General features: G+C 53.9%; 14 protein-coding genes and 1 pseudogene. 8 read left to right on the top strand and 7 right to left on the bottom strand.

Annotation, left to right across the window (positions count from 1 at the left end; all coding sequences use genetic code 11):
* Positions 1–27 precede the first annotated feature (27 nt).
* From gnd to zwf, 3 genes and pseudogenes are all read right to left on the bottom strand, one after another.
* A pseudogene (gene gnd / locus WC184_03225) lies at positions 28–1,062 on the bottom strand (decarboxylating 6-phosphogluconate dehydrogenase).
* Positions 1,063–1,093: 31 nt separating this feature from the next.
* Complete coding sequence (locus WC184_03230) at positions 1,094–1,939, bottom strand: Cof-type HAD-IIB family hydrolase (GenBank protein MFA7476890.1); 846 nt, start codon at positions 1,937–1,939, stop codon at positions 1,094–1,096.
* Between the two features lie 107 nt (positions 1,940–2,046).
* On the bottom strand, positions 2,047–3,417 hold the full coding sequence (gene zwf, locus WC184_03235) for a glucose-6-phosphate dehydrogenase (protein MFA7476891.1): 1,371 nt from the start codon (positions 3,415–3,417) through the stop codon (positions 2,047–2,049).
* A 129-nt stretch (positions 3,418–3,546) separates the two neighbouring features.
* Between zwf and pgl the strand changes: the two genes are divergently transcribed.
* The gene (pgl, locus tag WC184_03240) at positions 3,547–4,209 is read left to right on the top strand and encodes a 6-phosphogluconolactonase (GenBank protein MFA7476892.1); all 663 of its coding nucleotides are present in this window, start codon (positions 3,547–3,549) and stop codon (positions 4,207–4,209) included.
* A gap of 202 nt (positions 4,210–4,411) precedes the next feature.
* Here the strand turns inward: pgl and WC184_03245 are convergent, their stop codons facing one another.
* Together WC184_03245 and WC184_03250 are read right to left on the bottom strand one after the other, a co-directional pair.
* Entirely contained in the window at positions 4,412–5,188 is a 777-nt protein-coding gene (locus WC184_03245; protein ID MFA7476893.1) for an NYN domain-containing protein, read from the bottom strand.
* 123 nt (positions 5,189–5,311) lie between these two features.
* Complete coding sequence (locus WC184_03250) at positions 5,312–6,121, bottom strand: SDR family NAD(P)-dependent oxidoreductase (GenBank protein MFA7476894.1); 810 nt, start codon at positions 6,119–6,121, stop codon at positions 5,312–5,314.
* Positions 6,122–6,266: 145 nt separating this feature from the next.
* Here WC184_03250 and WC184_03255 point away from each other — a divergent pair, with 145 nt between their 5' ends.
* The 7 genes from WC184_03255 (at position 6,267) to WC184_03285 (ending at position 15,490) form a co-directional block, all read left to right on the top strand.
* Positions 6,267–7,298, top strand: a complete 1,032-nt coding sequence (locus WC184_03255; GenBank protein ID MFA7476895.1) for a phosphotransferase family protein — start codon at positions 6,267–6,269, stop codon at positions 7,296–7,298.
* Positions 7,299–7,429: 131 nt separating this feature from the next.
* Complete coding sequence (locus tag WC184_03260; GenBank protein MFA7476896.1) at positions 7,430–7,690, top strand: type II toxin-antitoxin system prevent-host-death family antitoxin; 261 nt, start codon at positions 7,430–7,432, stop codon at positions 7,688–7,690.
* 11 nt (positions 7,691–7,701) lie between these two features.
* The gene (locus WC184_03265; protein ID MFA7476897.1) at positions 7,702–8,094 is read left to right on the top strand and encodes a type II toxin-antitoxin system VapC family toxin; all 393 of its coding nucleotides are present in this window, start codon (positions 7,702–7,704) and stop codon (positions 8,092–8,094) included.
* A 571-nt stretch (positions 8,095–8,665) separates the two neighbouring features.
* On the top strand, positions 8,666–10,231 hold the full coding sequence (locus WC184_03270; GenBank protein ID MFA7476898.1) for a type I restriction-modification system subunit M: 1,566 nt from the start codon (positions 8,666–8,668) through the stop codon (positions 10,229–10,231).
* Positions 10,228–11,145: a restriction endonuclease gene (locus tag WC184_03275; protein MFA7476899.1), complete on the top strand. Its 918-nt coding sequence runs from the start codon at positions 10,228–10,230 to the stop codon at positions 11,143–11,145. The genes WC184_03270 and WC184_03275 overlap by 4 nt, the downstream gene beginning before the upstream one ends.
* Positions 11,142–12,368 carry a restriction endonuclease subunit S gene (locus WC184_03280; GenBank protein ID MFA7476900.1) on the top strand — a complete coding sequence of 409 codons (1,227 nt, stop codon included), beginning with the start codon at positions 11,142–11,144 and terminating at the stop codon, positions 12,366–12,368. Before WC184_03275 ends, WC184_03280 begins: the two co-directional genes overlap by 4 nt.
* Entirely contained in the window at positions 12,365–15,490 is a 3,126-nt protein-coding gene (locus tag WC184_03285; GenBank protein MFA7476901.1) for a type I restriction endonuclease subunit R, read from the top strand. Before WC184_03280 ends, WC184_03285 begins: the two co-directional genes overlap by 4 nt.
* A 37-nt stretch (positions 15,491–15,527) precedes the next feature.
* On the opposite strand, the gene WC184_03290 is transcribed toward WC184_03285, so the two are convergent.
* Positions 15,528–16,007 (bottom strand): DUF4411 family protein, encoded by a 480-nt coding sequence (locus WC184_03290; GenBank protein ID MFA7476902.1) that lies wholly within the window; start codon positions 16,005–16,007, stop codon positions 15,528–15,530.
* 2 nt (positions 16,008–16,009) lie between these two features.
* Positions 16,010–17,161: an ImmA/IrrE family metallo-endopeptidase gene (locus tag WC184_03295; GenBank protein MFA7476903.1), complete on the bottom strand. Its 1,152-nt coding sequence runs from the start codon at positions 17,159–17,161 to the stop codon at positions 16,010–16,012.
* Positions 17,162–17,314: the final 153 nt, after the last annotated feature.

A 17,314-nucleotide genomic window follows, 5' to 3' on the forward strand; every position in this document is an offset into this window, starting at 1 on the left:
TAACAGCTATTGCCCACGGGCCAATATCTAGTCCGCTGGTTTTTCAGCGTGGCCGCCAAATTGGCTTCTCATCGCGGAAAGCACCTGGTTAGCGAAGCGGTCGGCGTCACGAGAAGCAAACCTGGAAAACAACGCCGAGGTAAGGGTAGGTGCTGGCACGCCTTCCTCGATAGCGGCTAGAGCTGTCCAACGCCCTTCCCCAGAATCTGAAACTCGACCCGAGAAACCCTCCAACGTGGGTGATTCCACCAAAGCGGCGGCGGTAAGGTCTAAGAGCCACGAGCCAATTACACTCCCCCGCCGCCAAACTTCAGCCACATTTGGAAGGTCAAAGTTGTACTGATAATGCTCAGGAGTTTCTAGGGGCGCTGTTTCGGCGTCGGTTACATGGGCGCGATCACCCACATTGGCATGGTGCAAAATGTTTAAGCCTTCGGCCAGCGAAGCCATGATTCCGTACTCAATACCGTTGTGCACCATCTTCACAAAGTGCCCGGCACCGTTGGGTCCACAGTGGAAATACCCGTGCTCGGCGGGCGTGGCCGCACCATCGCGACCTGGCGTGCGAGCGGCAGCATCAACGCCCGGAGCTAACGCCTGAAAGATTGGTTCTAGCCGAGCCACCGGTTCGTCTTCACCACCGATCATCAACGAATAGCCGCGTTCGAGGCCCCAAACACCACCGCTAGTACCAACGTCTATGTGATGGATTCCCCGCTCGCCAAGTGTGGCCGCATGTACCAGGTCGGCGTGATAGTGGGTGTTTCCACCGTCAATTACCACATCGTCAGCTTCAAGCCGTTTCCCCAGCTCAGAGATAGTCTCATCGGTAATGGCACCAGCTGGTACCATCACCCAGACGGCCCGCGGTGCCGCCAACGCCGCCACCAAGCCGTCCAAGCTGGCCACGCCGGTGGCACCTTCGTTTTCCATGTCGACTACAGCATTTGAATCGACATCAAAGACCACACATTCATGCCCGGCTTGCATTAAACGCCGAGCGATATTGGCACCCATGCGGCCCAAGCCCACAACACCTATTTGCATCAACCTCGTGTCCTTTCCCTGGAACCTGGTACCTCACCGATCGATTTCACAATCCAGCCGCCGCGAATGCACCGTTGGCGTGAGGCAGAATGAGCTCGTCGACAGCTTTAGCGAAACCGTCTTCGTCGTTGCTAGCCGTAATACGTCGTGCCGCTCGCTTGACCTGCGGGTCTGCATTCCCCATCGCGATCGACAGACCAGAATGCGCAAACATCAACACATCATTGGGCATGTCACCAATAGTGGCGATCTCGGCTGGATCCAACTCATAGTGTTTGCCCACATATTGGGCAACGGCACCCTTATTCGCATTTGGGTGGGTTACGTCAAGATAATAAGGCTGCGAGGTGGCCGCGGTGACATCATCACAAAACGTGTCGTACACGGCCCGATTTGCAGCCGCCATGGCACCCGAATCGTCGGTGACCCCAACAATCTTGGCGACCCCATCCTTTAATGCGCTCAACCCGCCCGCCACGCTGCTCAATAGGCGAGGCTCGAAATTCACGGTGGCAATTTCACGTGCCACATGAGCGCCTTCCAAGTCAGGCACATACCAATCAGCACCTCGGTAGAGCCAAGCATCCAAGCCAAATTCGTTCATCATCTTGCAAATTGGCACTACCAAATCAGCCTCTATGGTGTGCGTGACAAGAGCGTTCAGCGTTCGATCTACCAGCATGCCTCCGTTAAAAGCTCCCACCGGAACGTCGGGCGCTAGAGCGTCGACCAGCTGTCGCATTCCTCGTGGTGGACGGCCGCTGGTAATGGCAAACAACACGCCGTGGGCTCGAAGCTTGGCTACTGCTTCAACGGTGGCGGCGGTTAGTTCCTTACGGCTATTGATCAAGGTGCCATCGACATCTGAAAGCAAAAGGCGAATCGGGGGCATAGTCACACTCTCAAGTCCGACCCATACGGTCACGTGGATCGTTAGAACCACATCGATCACTTAGATCACGTGAATCGTTAGGATCGCTGAACTCAGCTAGTCGTGGGTTAGGCCGGATCATGCCAACCGTCATATTCGGCTATTAGCGCCTCGGCCTCTTCCGGGCCCCAACTTCCCGGTTCATACTGATACAGGGGTGTGGCATCATCGAGCACTGGCTCTACCACCGACCAAGCTGCTTCGACCGCGTCTTGGCTGGTAAACAAGGTTGTGTCGCCCTCCATGGCGGCGCTTAGCAATCGCTGGTAGGGCGGCAAATCATGTGGGGAAGGACGCCGATGCAGCATGAGCTCGACATCACTCCCCTGCAAGGCTTCTCCGGGCACTTTTACTCGGGCCCCTAGAGAGATTGTGATCTCGGGTCCGAGGCGGAAGCGTAGATAGTTCGGCGGCCCAAGCTCTCCAGTGACATCAAAGGCAATGGGTGGTTGTCGCAAACGAACTAGAACCTCGGTGGCGGTTGTGGGCAGATATTTTCCAGCCCGAATGAAGAACGGCACGCCTTGCCATCGCCAGGTGTCTACATAGGCTCGAAGCGCCGCGAATGTTTCAACCGTCGAATTAGAGTCAACCCCGGTGACCTCCTGATACCCACGAACCTGTCCTCGTACCATCGCCCGAGGATCGATGGGTGGCATGGCCCGCAGAACCTTGGCTTTTTCATCGCGGATATCTTCATGCCCGTATCCAGTGGGCGGCTCCATAGCCAAGAGCGAAAGCACCTGCAAGAGATGATTTTGCACCACATCTCTAAGCGCTCCAGTGTGATCGTAGAACGAACCGCGATCGGCGACTCCGAAGTCTTCGGCCATGGTGATCTGTACCGATTCCACGTAGGTCCGGTTCCAAATTGGTTCTAAGAAAGAATTGGCGAATCGGAAGTACAAGAGCCCCAGTACGGCCTCTTTGCCCAGGTAGTGATCAATGCGGAAGATTGATTGGTCGGGGAAAACGTCGTGCAATACGCGGTTCAGTTCGTGCGCCGATGCCAAGTCGTGGCCAAAGGGCTTTTCCACCACCACACGTGCGGAATTGGCACAACCGGAAGCTCCGAGTCCGTTCACGACCGTGGCGAACGATCCAGCTGGAATGGCTAGATAATGCAGTGGAGATTTGGCTGTTCCTAACGCCTCGCGAAGCGCAACATAAGTAGCCGGGTCATCGTAGTTTCCCTGGACATAACGCAAGAGTGAAGCAAGGTGGTTGAACACTTCGGGGTCGATTTTCCCGTCGCCGTGATGGGCAAGGCTATCTCGAGCTCGTTCCACCAACGCTTCGGTATTCCAAGCGGACCGGGCGACTCCGATCACCGGTACGTCGAGCTCTCCGTTGGCCACCAACGCTGCTAAGGCGGGGAATATTTGCTTGTAGGCCAGATCTCCCGTAGCACCGAAAAATACAAGGGCATCACTGCGCATATTTGGCAGCCTACCGTGGTGAAACCGCTGCTTCACCCACTGGCGCGTGTTGATTGCCACGAAAGCTAGGCTGAAATAAATGCACGCCACTCAGTGATGTAGATACTGCCGTATGACAAGAAGGTTACGATGCAGCACGAACTTGTGGTTCTGTCCGACGTTGAAGCTCTCAGTCGAGAAGGCGCACACCGGGTTGCTGAGAAGGTTCGGGCCGTAGCCGGCGAGGGGCGCGCATGCAACATTGCGGTAAGCGGTGGCCGTACACCGTGGGCAATGTTTCGCCAGTTGGCGCAAATGGATTTGCCCTGGTCACAGCTACGAATCTTTCAAGTTGATGAACGGGTTGCACCCAATGGCGACCCCAATCGAAACCTGACTTCGTTGGTAGAGGCGTTCAGCGATACGGCGGTTGAGATAGTGCCGATGCCAGTCACCGACACCGATTTAGAAAGCGCTGCCGCCGATTATGCGGCGCGGCTTCCCGACGAATTCGACCTGATACACCTGGGCCTTGGTAGCGATGGACATACCGCGTCGTTGGTTCCGGGTGACCCGGTTCTCAACGTAGATGACCTGCTAGTGGCCCTGACCCAGCCTTACCAGGGGCATCGCAGAATGACGCTAACTTTTCCAGCCTTGGCATCGGCCCGTGAGCTTGTGTGGTTGGTAGCTGGCGGTGACAAAAAAGATGCTTTGGCCAAGCTTTTACGGCTTGACCCAAGTATTCCGGCAGGCCGAGTGCGGGCAACACAATCCATGGTGCTAGCTGATCGTCTAGCAGCTCCAAATTAGGTAGCCAGAGCTGGGGTACGGCACCCGCTTCACCAAACTAGATCGCCTTGAGAATCAATGGTGAGAGATCGCAGCATTGGGCTAGGTGAGGCTGTAAACAAACTCGCCGTGGCAGGAATAGCTCAACTCAACGTATAGCAACGCACCCTAGCGCTGAGCCAAGCCTGGGGCAGTAGAACGGTAAGGGGTAGGCCGCGCCATCTTATTTTTTGGGTGGGACACGCACCAGCAAACTGACACTGTTACCAGGGCCGACCACACGATCCAGTTCAAAAAGACCCACGGCTTCTATCAGCTCGCTTAACTTCGGATAGCCCCAATTTCGAGAGTCGAAGTCAGGCGAGCGTTTCTGGATTGTGGAACCAACCGCACCCAGATTGGCCCAGCCGTCATCGTCTTCGTTGGCCGCAATTCCCGCTCGAAGCAGGTTCAATAAGCGGCTATCACCACGAAGCTCTTTTGAAGAAAGCCGAGCTTGGCGGCCGCTCGATTCTTTGGGGCTGGGTGTTTCAGTGCTATCGCCTGGTGAACCTTCCGCTTCAAGTTTCAACACTTCGAGATAGGTGAATGTATCGCAAGCATTCACGAAAGGCGTGGGGGTCTTGCGCTGTCCGAAGCCAAACACCCTCGCACCTGATTCACGAAGGCGGGCTGCTAAACGGGTGAAGTCGCTATCGGATGACACAATTGCGAACGCATCAAGCTGGTTTTGGTGTAATAGGTCCATTGCGTCGATGATTAGGGCGCTGTCGGTAGCGTTCTTCCCGGTTGTATATGCAAATTGTTGTATCGGTTGAATGGAATGCTCGTTGGCGGCCGTTTTCCAGCGTCGCAGCGCCTCGGTGGTCCAATCTCCGTACATACGCCGCACCGAGGTGGTGCCATAGCGTGACAGTTCGTCGAGGATGTTCACAATATGCTCGGCGCTTACGTTGTCAGAGTCGATCAACAAGGCGATGCGCGTGGAGTTTTGGGCCATGCTCCACTGTGTCAGACCCAAGCGAGCATACGCTATTGAACTGCTGAAAGTGTTAATGAACCGCTGAAACTACCAGGTAGCGACCTTTGTGCACGTTCATCAACAACCCTCGTGCCAACGCGTTCAGGTATGGCGAATGGTTAGACCACCGTCAACCGCCAAAGTAGCTCCGGTTACAAAACTGGCCGCTGGCAGCACCAAGGAAAGCACCATCTGCGCGATCTCTTCAGCTTCGGCGTAACGACGCAACGCCACTCGACGTCGGGCGTAGGCTTCTTTGGCTTCTTCAGGAATGCCCTCGGTCATGCCGGTGCGGATTGGGCCCGGACAAATAGCGTTTACGGTTATCCCATCTTTACCAAGCTCTACCGCCAGCGAGCGGGTAAGGCCGGTAACACCAGCTTTACTAGCGGCGTAGCTAGCCAGGGCCGATGTGGCCACAATGGCTTCGGTGGAGGCAATATTTACCACTCGCGGGTGGGGTGACTCACGCAGGTGCGCCAAGGCGTAGCGCACCAGACGGATTTGGGCGGTGAGGTTTACGTTCAGAGTTTGTGTCCAGGCCGTTTCAAAATCATCTTCCGTGGCAACGGTGCCATCGACTCGCACCATTCCGGCGTTGTTAACCAGAATATCTAGGCGCCCTGCCCATTTGACGCTTTGCTCTACCAGGGCTTTTAGCTCATCTGGTTGCGCCACATCGCACGGCACACCTAACGCTCTATCGGGGCCGTGAACCTCGAATATTTCTGCCAACACTGTACTTAACCGGCTTTGGTCGAGGTCGGCGACCACCACCCGAGCACCCTCATCGACGAAGAGGTGGGCCGTCGCGCGGCCAATGCCACTGCCCGCTCCGGTGATGATGGCGACCTCGCCTGATATCGAGCGAGAAAGTGAGCTGAGACGAACGGCGTTTGTTTCCTTCGACATGGCTAATGTTTAGCCCAATTACTTGGCAAGCCGAGGCGAAAATCTCCCGCCGCTCTAACCTGACACGACTAGTCTGGGTGCCAACGCGGTATGGCTAAATGGCCAAACATTTGGGCGGCGAGGCTGGTTGGAGGGCCGGGCAATTATGGACACCAGCATGGTTTCTTTGGAGGCATTGGCTGCTTGGATGGATAGCCATGGCTTAGCTGCGGGCCCAATTATTGAAGTGGAACCACTTACAGGCGGCACCCAAAACATTTTGTTGGCCTTTACCAAAGGTGGGCAACGGTTTGTGCTACGTCACCCACCACCCCACAAGCGGGCCAACAGTGACGAAACTATGCGGCGCGAAGCTCGGGTCTTAGGGGCTTTAGCGAACACCAATGTGCCACACCCGCGCTTGTTGGCAGCGTGTGGTGATATCACAGTTTTAGGCTCGGCTTTTTATCTAATGGAGCAGGTAGATGGGGTTAACCCTACTGTTGAGTTGCCTGCCCCTTATTTGGAATCCACCGATTGGCGCCACCAATTTGGGCTTGATATAGCGGTGACCGCAGCGACAATTGGAGCGGTTGATTACGAGCGTTTAGGGCTTGGCGATTTGGGTCGTGCCGAAGGGTATCTCGAGCGTCAGGTAGAGCGTTGGCGATCACAGCTCGATTCCTACCGCCAGATGCCGGGCTATTCTGGGCCCGAAATTCCCGGAGTGGCCCGAGTAGGTGAATGGCTTGACGCTAACCAGCCTTCGGTTTGGACTCCAGGGTTAATCCACGGCGATTTCCACCTGGCCAATATTTTGTGTTCGCCGCATGCCCCTCGGGTAGCAGCCGCTATTGATTGGGAGCTAACCACTATTGGTGATCCGCTGATCGATTTAGGTTGGTTGCTGGCCACTTGGCCCGAACCCGGTTACGACAAAGGGGTTTCGATAGAGCCGTGGGAAGGTTTTCCAAGTGCTCTTGAGCTGGTGGAAACCTATGCTCAGCACACCAACCGTGATATGTCGGCGGTGGTGTGGTATGAGGTTTTGGCCTGCTACAAGCTAGGTATTTTGTTGGAAGGCACCTATGCCCGTTCGATGTCGGGAGCGGCACCAAAAGCGGTGGGCGAAGTTCTGCACCAGAAAACGCTCGACCTGTTCGCCCGAGCCGAACGACGTATTAATAACGCTGACTAACCGGTAGAGGTTTAACCGCTCGGGCCCAAACTAGTGCCGCATACTGGGTACGACGGCCTTGGTCGTTGGTGGGCGCCTCTCGACCACTCAACCCCACACATATTTGTAATATTGAGATTACAATGTAGAGCATGTCACAGGTTGGAATTGGGGAGCTAGAAGAGAAAGCCTCTACCGTGATCGCAGATGTGGTCGCGGGCGAAACTGTCGTTGTCACCGATCATGGCCAGCCAGTGGCACAGATAAGCGCCATATCACGATCCCCTTTGGCTAATTTACTTTCAAGTGGCCAAGCCCGTGCAGCTAAATCCAACATCTGCGACCTACCTAGCCCTAAACCTGGTCCAAATATCTCAGCAGAGCTTGCTGCTATGCGTGACGCCGAGCGCTAATAAGCAAAACTATGGCCTATTACGTCGACACTTCCGCGTTGACGAAACTCGTCGTGGCCGAGGCTGAGACGATGGCTTTAATGGATTGGATAACCACGTCCACTCCGGTTTTGATTACCTCTGACTTAGCACGAACAGAATTATTACGGGCAGTACGCCGTGTTGCCCCAGAAGTAACTCACAGAGCTCAGATAGTTCTCAACGCTATAATTATCATGAGGTTGGACACTCGACTCTTTGAATTTGCTGCTCGACTAGACCCTGTAATCCTCCGCAGCCTCGACGCACTCCATATTGCAGCTGCTTTGGAGCTTGGTGACGACTTAGAGGGCCTCATTGCTTATGATGACCGTCTAATTACAGCAGCACAGGCGAACGGTATTCAAACAGTCACACCCCGCTAGAGGTAACAGCGCACAAAGTTGGTTAGCAGCGAAAGTGCTATCTTGTCTGTGTGGATTGCGGCTAGCAATGCCGAGAACGCCACCCAACAACAGGGTAAAGGCCAGCACAAACATTAAGCCCACCAGCCCACCTCGCCACGCGGTGACCGGGTATGAATGCACGCCCGTGGTGCCGGTGACTTCTATTTCTGCCTCGTTAGAGGCGCTAGTAGGCCGGAACATAGTGCTTCGGGATCTTGACCTTTCAGGAAAGTTACCTGGTCCCAAGAATTGCCCGGCAAATTTGTTGCTAGAGGCTCGCCGGAAGACCCCAAGGATGCCTTATAGACGTTGCTTTCTAGTTCTGGTTACGCCGACTAGAAAGTTGCTACCCAGCACCTACCCCCAGAGTGAACTTCTCTCGGCGATAGGCTGCCTACGGCCATTGAAAAGTTATGACCAGCCACTAGGTTCCGCTGCTCCACACTCCTTTCCGCGGGTTTTGTTAAGCGATGGTGTCATAGACCGCCACTAAGGTGTCGGTGAGATTATCGGCACTTAAGTGTTGCCCACGCGGGAGGACGATTTATTTATGGCACCAGCCACTAAAGAAGCCCAGCGGGCTGAGCTGCACAAGACTATTTGGCGTATCGCCAACGATTTGCGGGGCAGCGTAGATGGTTGGGATTTCAAAACCTACGTGCTGGGCATGCTCTTCTACCGGTTTATTTCCGAGAACTTGGCGGCCTATCTAAACACTGGCGAGCACCAAGCGGGCCATAGTGATTTCAGTTACGCCGAACTAGGCGATGCAGAAGCCGAGTTTGGCCGCCACACCACGGTGGAAGAAAAGGGCTTTTACATTCTGCCTTCTGAGTTATTCGAAAACGTGCGTGCCCGAGCGCGCCACGACGAGAACCTAAATGAAACCCTGGAGCGGGTCTTTAAGAATATTGAAGGTTCGGCCCGTGGCAGCGCTAGTGAAGACGACCTTAAGGGCCTGTTCGACGATCTGGATGTGAACAGCGCCAAGTTGGGCAACACGGTGGCGGCCCGCAATGCCAAGTTGGTGAAGTTGCTAGATGCGATTGGCGATTTGCCGTTGGGTAATTTCGAGTCGAACTCGATTGACCTTTTTGGTGATGCTTATGAATATCTGATGCAAATGTACGCCTCCGAGGCTGGTAAATCGGGGGGTGAGTTCTTTACACCGCAAGAGGTTTCCGAGGTTTTGGCTCGTATTGCGGTGGCCGGTAAAACCCGGGTGAACAAGGTGTATGACCCAGCTGCTGGTTCGGGTTCGTTGTTGTTGAAGTTTGCCAAGGTGTTGGGCACCGAAAACGTGGGTGGGTTTTATGGCCAGGAAATTAACCTCACCACCTACAACCTGGCTCGCATCAACATGTTTTTACACGATGTGAACTACAACAGTTTCAGCATCGCCCACGGTGATACCCTCACCGACCCCCAGCACTGGGACGATGAGCCTTTCGACGCCATTGTTTCTAATCCCCCCTATTCCACCCGGTGGGAAGGCGACGCCAACCCCCTTCTAATTAACGACCTACGGTTTGCTCCGGCCGGGGTTCTTGCGCCCAAGTCAAAAGCCGACATGGCTTTCACTATGCATATGCTGGCATGGCTTTCTACCAGTGGCACGGCCGCCATTGTGCAGTTTCCGGGTGTGTTGTATCGGGGTGGAGCCGAAGCCAAAATTCGTAAGTATTTGGTGGACAACAACTTTGTGGATGCCATTGTGCAGCTGCCGCCCGATCTGTTCTTTGGCACCACCATCGCCACTTGCATTGTGGTGTTAAAACGCTCGAAGGCCGATAACTCGGTGTTGTTTGTGGATGCTTCAGCCGAGTTTGTGCGTTCGGGCAACAAGAACAAGCTGGCCCCCGAGCACCAAGAACGCATTTTGGGGTGGTTGGCAGATCGGACGGATGTTGATTACGTGGCGGCCTTGGTTTCAAACGAAGCGATTGGTGAGAACGACTACAACATGGCGGTGTCGTCGTATGTAGAGCCCGAAGACACCCGCGAGGTTATTGACATTGTCGAGCTAAACGCCGAAATTGCTCGGATTGTGGAACGCCAAGCCGAACTACGTATTGAGATTGACGCCATTGTGGCCGACTTGGAGGGCAGTAAATGAGCACCATGCCAACCTGGGAAGAGTTTATGATTCCCACCCTTCGGGTTCTTGCTGATGGCTCGGCGCGACACCGCCGCGATATTGCACCCAGCGTGGCCACCCTGCTGGGGTTACCAGCCGAGCTGACCAGCCTGAGACTTTCATCGGGCCAGCTCACATATGAGAATCGCATAGGTTTTGGCCTGTCGCGGCTCACCAAGGTGGGGGCATTAAAGAGGGTGGCGCGGGGAAGCTACGCTATTACTGCAACCGGACATGAGCTGATAGAAAAATTCAACGACACGATAACGGTCGCAGACCTAAATCGCCTGGCCCAAGACCCTGAGTCTTTGGTTAAAGCGTATGAATCGTCAGTTCGCATCCCCAAAGAAGTCATCTCGTCGGACACTCGTGAAACTGCCATGGCACCGGTAGAGCTCGTGGAAGCTGGCATCGAACAGATTGAACAAGAGGTGGCCAACGAGTTATTGGAGCGCCTGCAAGACCAAGAACCGGCGTTCTTTGAAGAAGCCGTAGTGAAGCTGTTGTTGGCTATGGGTTATGGCGGCACCGAGGGCACTGGTGTGGTAACCCCACTTAGTGGTGATGGCGGGATTGACGGGGTTATCGACCAAGACGTTTTAGGTTTGAGCCGGGTCTATGTCCAAGCCAAACGCTACGGACCGGGCAACGTGGTAGGACGCCCCGATATTCAAGCTTTTGTGGGGGCACTAAGTGGTAAAGCCGACCGGGGAGTATTTATTACGACCAGTAGGTTCTCGGCTGATGCTCACCAATACGCAGAGAATGTGCCAACCAGAATAATTTTGATTGACGGTGATCGGTTAACAAGGTTGATGATTCGCTACAACGTGGGCGTTCAGGTGAAAAGCACCTACGACGTGGTGGAAATCGACGAGGACTTCTTCGCATGAGCCACATCGAACCCCTAATTGCTGAGTTGTGTCCGGACGGTGTGGAGTTCAAACCTTTGGCAGAAGTTTCAGAGATTCTAAACGGTTTTGCATTTAGGAGCGCTGAATATACGTCTACAGGTGTACGAATTATTAGGATTTCTGACGTTCAAAAAGGGTTCATATCCGATAAGGACATAAAATATTATCCTCTGGACAAGGTTGCTAATATTCCACAATATATTCTTTACACTGGCGATCTAGTCCTATCCCTATCTGGAAGTATCGGTCGCGTGGCAATGGTAAATGACGCCCAATTACCAGCGGCTTTGAACCAACGGGTCGCAGCTATCCGGCCATTACCTAAGGATCTTATGGTCCGATTCCTATACCACTACCTGAATAGCACGTACTTCGAAAACAAGGCAGTTGCGTCGGTAAGTGGAGGCACCGTCAAGAATCTCTCAACATCCTGGCTCCGTGGCCACTATGTACCAGTGCCGCCGATGGAGGTGCAGCGGGAGATCGTGCGGATTTTGGACAACTTTAGTCAGCTAGAAGCGGAGCTAGAAGCGGAGCTAGAAGCGCGCCGCAAACAATATGAGTTCTACCGCGACCGACTGCTGACGTTTGGCGTCAATGACCATCAGGTCAATTGGTCAACTCTCGGTCAGATCAGCATCAAAGTCTCATCAGGGGCCACTCCAAAGGCCGGGTACGAGCCGTACTACTCGACTGGGACAATTCCGTGGTTACGGACGAACGAAGTCAGATTCACCGACATTCTGGATACCGAGATGCGAATCACCGAACGTGCCGTGAGCGAGACTGCTGCTTCGTGGATTCCCAAAAACTGTGTCATCGTGGCAATTTCGGGGGCTACCGCCGGACGATCAGCCGTTAACAAAATTCCGTTAACCACCAACCAGCACTGCTGTAATCTCCAAATCGATCCAACTATTGCAAACTATCAATACGTCTTTCACTGGACAGCGAATAGCTATCAACAGCTAAAGGCCCAGGGTCGTGGCGCTCGAGCAGATCTCAATGCTCAGATAATTAAAAACTTCCCAATCCCACTACCCCCTCTCGAGGAGCAGGAGAGAATTATAGAAATCCTCGACAAGTTTGATGCTTTGGTCAACGACTTAAGCATTGGCTTGCCAGCGGAACTACAGGCCCGGCGAAAGCAGTACGAGTACTACCGTGACCAGCTATTAACCTTCGACGAGTTAAGCGCATGAGCGGCAACGGGGTGCGCCGGTTCGACCCGATTGCGGTATCGGGTGAAAGCACGGTGGTGGCCGAATACATTGCCGACTCCCCCACCGAAACGGCCTACCAATCTGAAGCCGCCTTAGAAGCCGAGTTCATCCGCATTCTCCAGGCTCAAGCCTATGAATATCTGCCCATCACCAGCGAAGCCGAGCTAATTGCTAACCTGCGCCGCCAGCTGGAAGCCCTCAATGGCATCACCTTCTCGGAAGCCGAATGGCAACAGTTCTTCAACGAGAAAATCGCCAGTAAGAACGACGGATTAGTAGAGAAAACCGCCCGTATTCAAGAAGACCCAGTACAGCTTCTACGTCGAGACGACGGCAGCACCAAAAACATCACCCTCATCGACAAAGCCAACATTCACAACAACCGGCTCCAAGTAATCAACCAATACGAAGTACCCCGGGCCGACCCGGCCGACACCTCCGATACCGGTGGTACCTACGCCAACCGTTACGACGTAACCATTTTGGTCAACGGCCTACCCCTGGTTCACATTGAACTTAAACGCCGCGGGGTGGCTATTCGAGAAGCGTTTAACCAGATCAACCGGTATCACCGACATAGTTTTTGGGCCGGAGCTGGGCTGTTTGATTACGTGCAGCTATTTGTTATTTCTAACGGCACCCACACCAAGTACTACTCAAACACCACCCGCCACCAGCATCTAAAAGAACAACAAGCCAGCACCAAAGCCCCACGCACTTCGAACAGTTTCGAGTTCACCTCGTGGTGGGCCGACGCTCAAAACAAACCGATTGCCGACCTAACGTCTTTCGCAAAAACCTTCTTCGCTAAACACAGCCTGCTAAACATTCTCACCCGCTACTGCGTGTTTACCGCCGACCGGTTGTTGTTGGTGATGCGCCCCTACCAAATTGTGGCCACCGAACGCATTCTGCAACGCATCCAAGTAGCCACCAACTACAAACAGCTAGGGCGGATAGAAGCCGGGGGCTACATTTGGCACACCACAGGGTCGGGTAAAACCCTCACGTCGTTTAAAGCCGCTCAACTGGCCACCAAGGTTCCTTCGGTCGACAAAGTGCTTTTTGTGGTAGATCGCAAAGACCTCGACTACCAAACCATGCGCGAGTACGACCGCTTCGAAAAAGGGGCGGCCAACTCCAACGCCTCAACGGCAGTACTAAAACGCCAGTTGGAAGACCCCAACGCCCGCATCATCATCACCACCATCCAAAAGCTTTCTAACTTTGTTAACCAGAACAAGGGCCACCAGATTTACGGCCAGCATGTGGTGATTATTTTTGATGAGTGCCACCGTTCGCAGTTTGGCGAAATGCATACCGCCATCACCAAAGCCTTTAAGCGCTACAACCTGTTTGGTTTCACCGGCACCCCCATTTTTGCTGAGAACGCACCCAGCGGCGGTTTGGCGCAGCTAAAAACCACCGAACAGGCCTTTGGCGAGAAGCTGCACACCTACACCATTGTCGATGCCATTACGGACAAGAACGTGCTGCCGTTTCGCATTGATTACATCAATACTGTGCGGGCAGGGACCATTGAAGACAAACAGGTGTCGGCCATTGAATCTGAAGCCGCCCTACTCGACCCGGCGCGGCTTGATTTGATTGTGGACTACACGCTGCGCCATTTCGATCAAAAAACTAAACGGGCTTCAAGCTACGAACATTCGGTGGTCACCAACGTGGCTCAAGCGTCACGTTCTCGCCGTAGCCAGGGGCCTACGCGGGCCAAACAGCGGGTGCGAGGTTTTAACGCTATTTTCGCTACTGCTTCTATCAAAGCGGCCCGCGCCTACTACGGCAGTTTCCAGTTGGCCCAAGCCGACTTGCCGCCTGAAGGTCGCCTACGAATCGCCCTGATTTACTCGTATGGGGCCAACGAAGAAGTTGATGGTGACCTCTTGGGAGAAGAAGCCGTTGACACCGACGGCTTAAGCCTGGATGACCGAGAGTTTCTGGAACACGCCATTGCCGACTACAACGAGCTTTTTGGTACCAGCTACGACACCACCGCCGACCGTTTCGCCAACTACTACCGCGACCTGTCGATGCGGCTAAAGAACCGTGAAGTAGACATGGTGATTGTGGTGAACATGTTTTTAACCGGTTTTGATGCCACCACGCTTAACACCTTGTTCCTAGACAAGAACCTGCGCTCCCACGGGTTATTGCAGGCCTACTCACGCACCAACCGCATTCTCAACTCGGTTAAAACGTATGGCAACATCGTTTCGTTTAGAAACCTAGAAGACGCTACCAACCAAGCTTTAGAACTTTTCGGCAACAAAGACGCCAAGGGTGTGGTGCTGCTGCGGCCCTATGCCGAATACTTGGAGGAGTACTCGCAAAAAGTAGCCGAGCTGTTAGGCCGTTTTAGTGCTGGGGAACGCATTGACAGCGAGGGCGATCAGCGTGATTTTGTGGTGCTTTTTGGTGAGATTGTAAAGCTGGAGAACATTCTCACCTCGTTTGACGAGTTTGAGAACGACCGGCGCCTTTCCGATCGACAAGCACAGGATTTCCGGAGTGAATATCTGCGTATCCGCGACGAACGTCGCCCCCAAGACACTGGGGACAAAGAGCCGATCATTGACGATTTGGTCTTTGAGATTGAGCTCATAAAACAAGTTGAGATCAGCGTTGATTACATCTTGATGCTGGTGGCAAAACGCCAAGCCGAGGTGGGCGACGGGGAGGACGTTGAGATTCGGGCCGAGATCAGCCGAGCCGTTAACGCCAGCCCCACCCTGCGCAACAAACGCGACCTAATTGAACGTTTTGTGGATTCGGTTAGTTTGACGGCCGCCGTGGATGAGGAATGGGAAACCTTTATCGCCAAGGCACGCCAAGCCGAACTGGCAGCCATTATCGCCGAAGAAAACCTGCGGGAAGACGCTGCTAGGGCCTACATGGAAGCCGCTTTTCGCGATGGGGCGTTAGAAACGGCTGGTACCGCTATCACCGAGGTGTTGCCACCGCTAAGCCGCTTCAGCCCCGACACCGCCCATGCTGAAACTAAAGAGCGGGTGGTTAACCGCCTTCGAGCCTTTTTCGACCGTTTCTTCGGCCTCAGCACTGCCACACAGAACCACAACTAAGTTGCCGACCAGCCCCCGTCGTCTAGTTAAACCTTGCCTAGTAACGTAGCTGCACTCCCTCACTACGCAGCATCTCAAAAGTAGATATTACGGGCACGTCAAATTCTGCACACGCATCGGGTATTTTGATTTTCTTCATAGATCCTTTGCTCGGTTTCTCATGGGTTACAAGCGTTAACCCGTGAGCACAGGCATACCCCACCAAGAAGTAGTCAGCTGTAGAACCAATGAATTCACGACTCGCGGCAAAGCTGTATTCCCGTGTGGCCCATAAACTTAGCTCTCGCAAGACTTCAACCGTAGGGTCATCAACGTTCTTGAACATTGATCGATTCGCCGTGATCCACGGCACAAGTTCATCGCTGCGCCCCAGAACCTCCTGATGAACAGCTTCTACGCTTTGAACTTTGCCTTCAGTCACGGCTTGGGCGAGCCACTCCCAGAAGCCCGGCGCGATATCGAAGGCGTAGTAGCGGTTCTTAGCCTCAATGAAAACGTTGGCATCGAGGAGGTACACGGCTAAACACCAAGTTTCTCGGCTAGCTCTTGAAAAGTACTGTGCTTTTTGACGCTCAAAAGGCGATAGGCATCACGATAAGAAGTAGAACCTTCAAGAGCACTAACAATTACCGCTCGACCAAACCGCCTACTGATTCTTAGCGGTTGGACGTTGTAATAATCCCCACCGCCTGTGCTCTCCCGCTGGTCGAGAATAGCCATCACGCGGCGAAGCTCTTCTTGGTACAACGATTGGAATGTCGGCCACGACACAAAATCTGCATCAAAGATTCTTCGCAGAATAACTAGCGTGCTCACACTAAATTCTTTTGCCAGCCGTTCAAGTTCCTCGGTGTGATACGTGTCCTTATAGCGGTTACGAAGCTCTTCAAGTGGAACAAGAACCTCAGCCGCTACTGCGTTACACCAGAGTTCCTCTTGAGGGGCATCGCTCGCGCCAACCGCGGCATCAGAAATCGCACTTTCGCCCAACCATATATGAGCAAGTTCATGTACCAGGGTAAATATCTGGGCAGCCTTGGTGTCAGCACCGTTCACAAAAATTAAGGGTGCTAACCGATCGGACAGCGCCAACCCCCGAAACTCGTCCGGGTTAAGTTTTCGATGCGTGTTGGAACCAACAACACCATTTACCATCACTAACGCACCGAGCTCTTCGATCCGGTCGACCAAGTATCGAAATACCGGAGCCCAAGGTTGCAAGCTAGATCTGTCATCCATCTCAAAGCGCAGCGCTAAGCGAATCTCGGCAGCAGTTTCAATTGGCGAGGACGTAACCGAAGCACTGCCAACAAAATCAAGCTCTTCAAATTCGTTCTCCAGAGCGAATGAGCGATACCAATCTTGGCGCGCTTCACACATATAGATGGTGTCTAGAAGGTCAACACTCGGTTCGGGAACGGCAACGTTCCCAATCGTTCGCATATCAGGTATCGGAAGCTTCTCATCAGGTGGTTCCGACAAGAGGAGCAACCCGAGCGGCGTATGCGTGGCCTGAGCGAAACTTTCTAGCTGCCTAAAAGTTGGTGCCGTCGAGCCCTCGACCCACTCCTCTAACTTCGGTGCCCGGCGATCAGTGGTCTCGTCGTCCCAACCGGCACGTTCTACCGCCCACAGGAGCAGGTTGGGATGAACATTAACGCGAGTCGACACCCCAACCACCTCCGTTCGATTAGAACTCCCGGGGTACTGCCAGATGATACTTAGCCAGGAACTTAACCTACATAGTATGCAGCCTGCCAGGGTTCACACCGTCAGAAATACGAATCAACAGACCCGAGATAACCTGTACCGCCGCACCCAACG

This window comes from Acidimicrobiia bacterium (assembly GCA_041676705.1).
Taxonomy (GTDB): domain Bacteria; phylum Actinomycetota; class Acidimicrobiia; order Acidimicrobiales; family SKKL01; genus Actinomarinicola.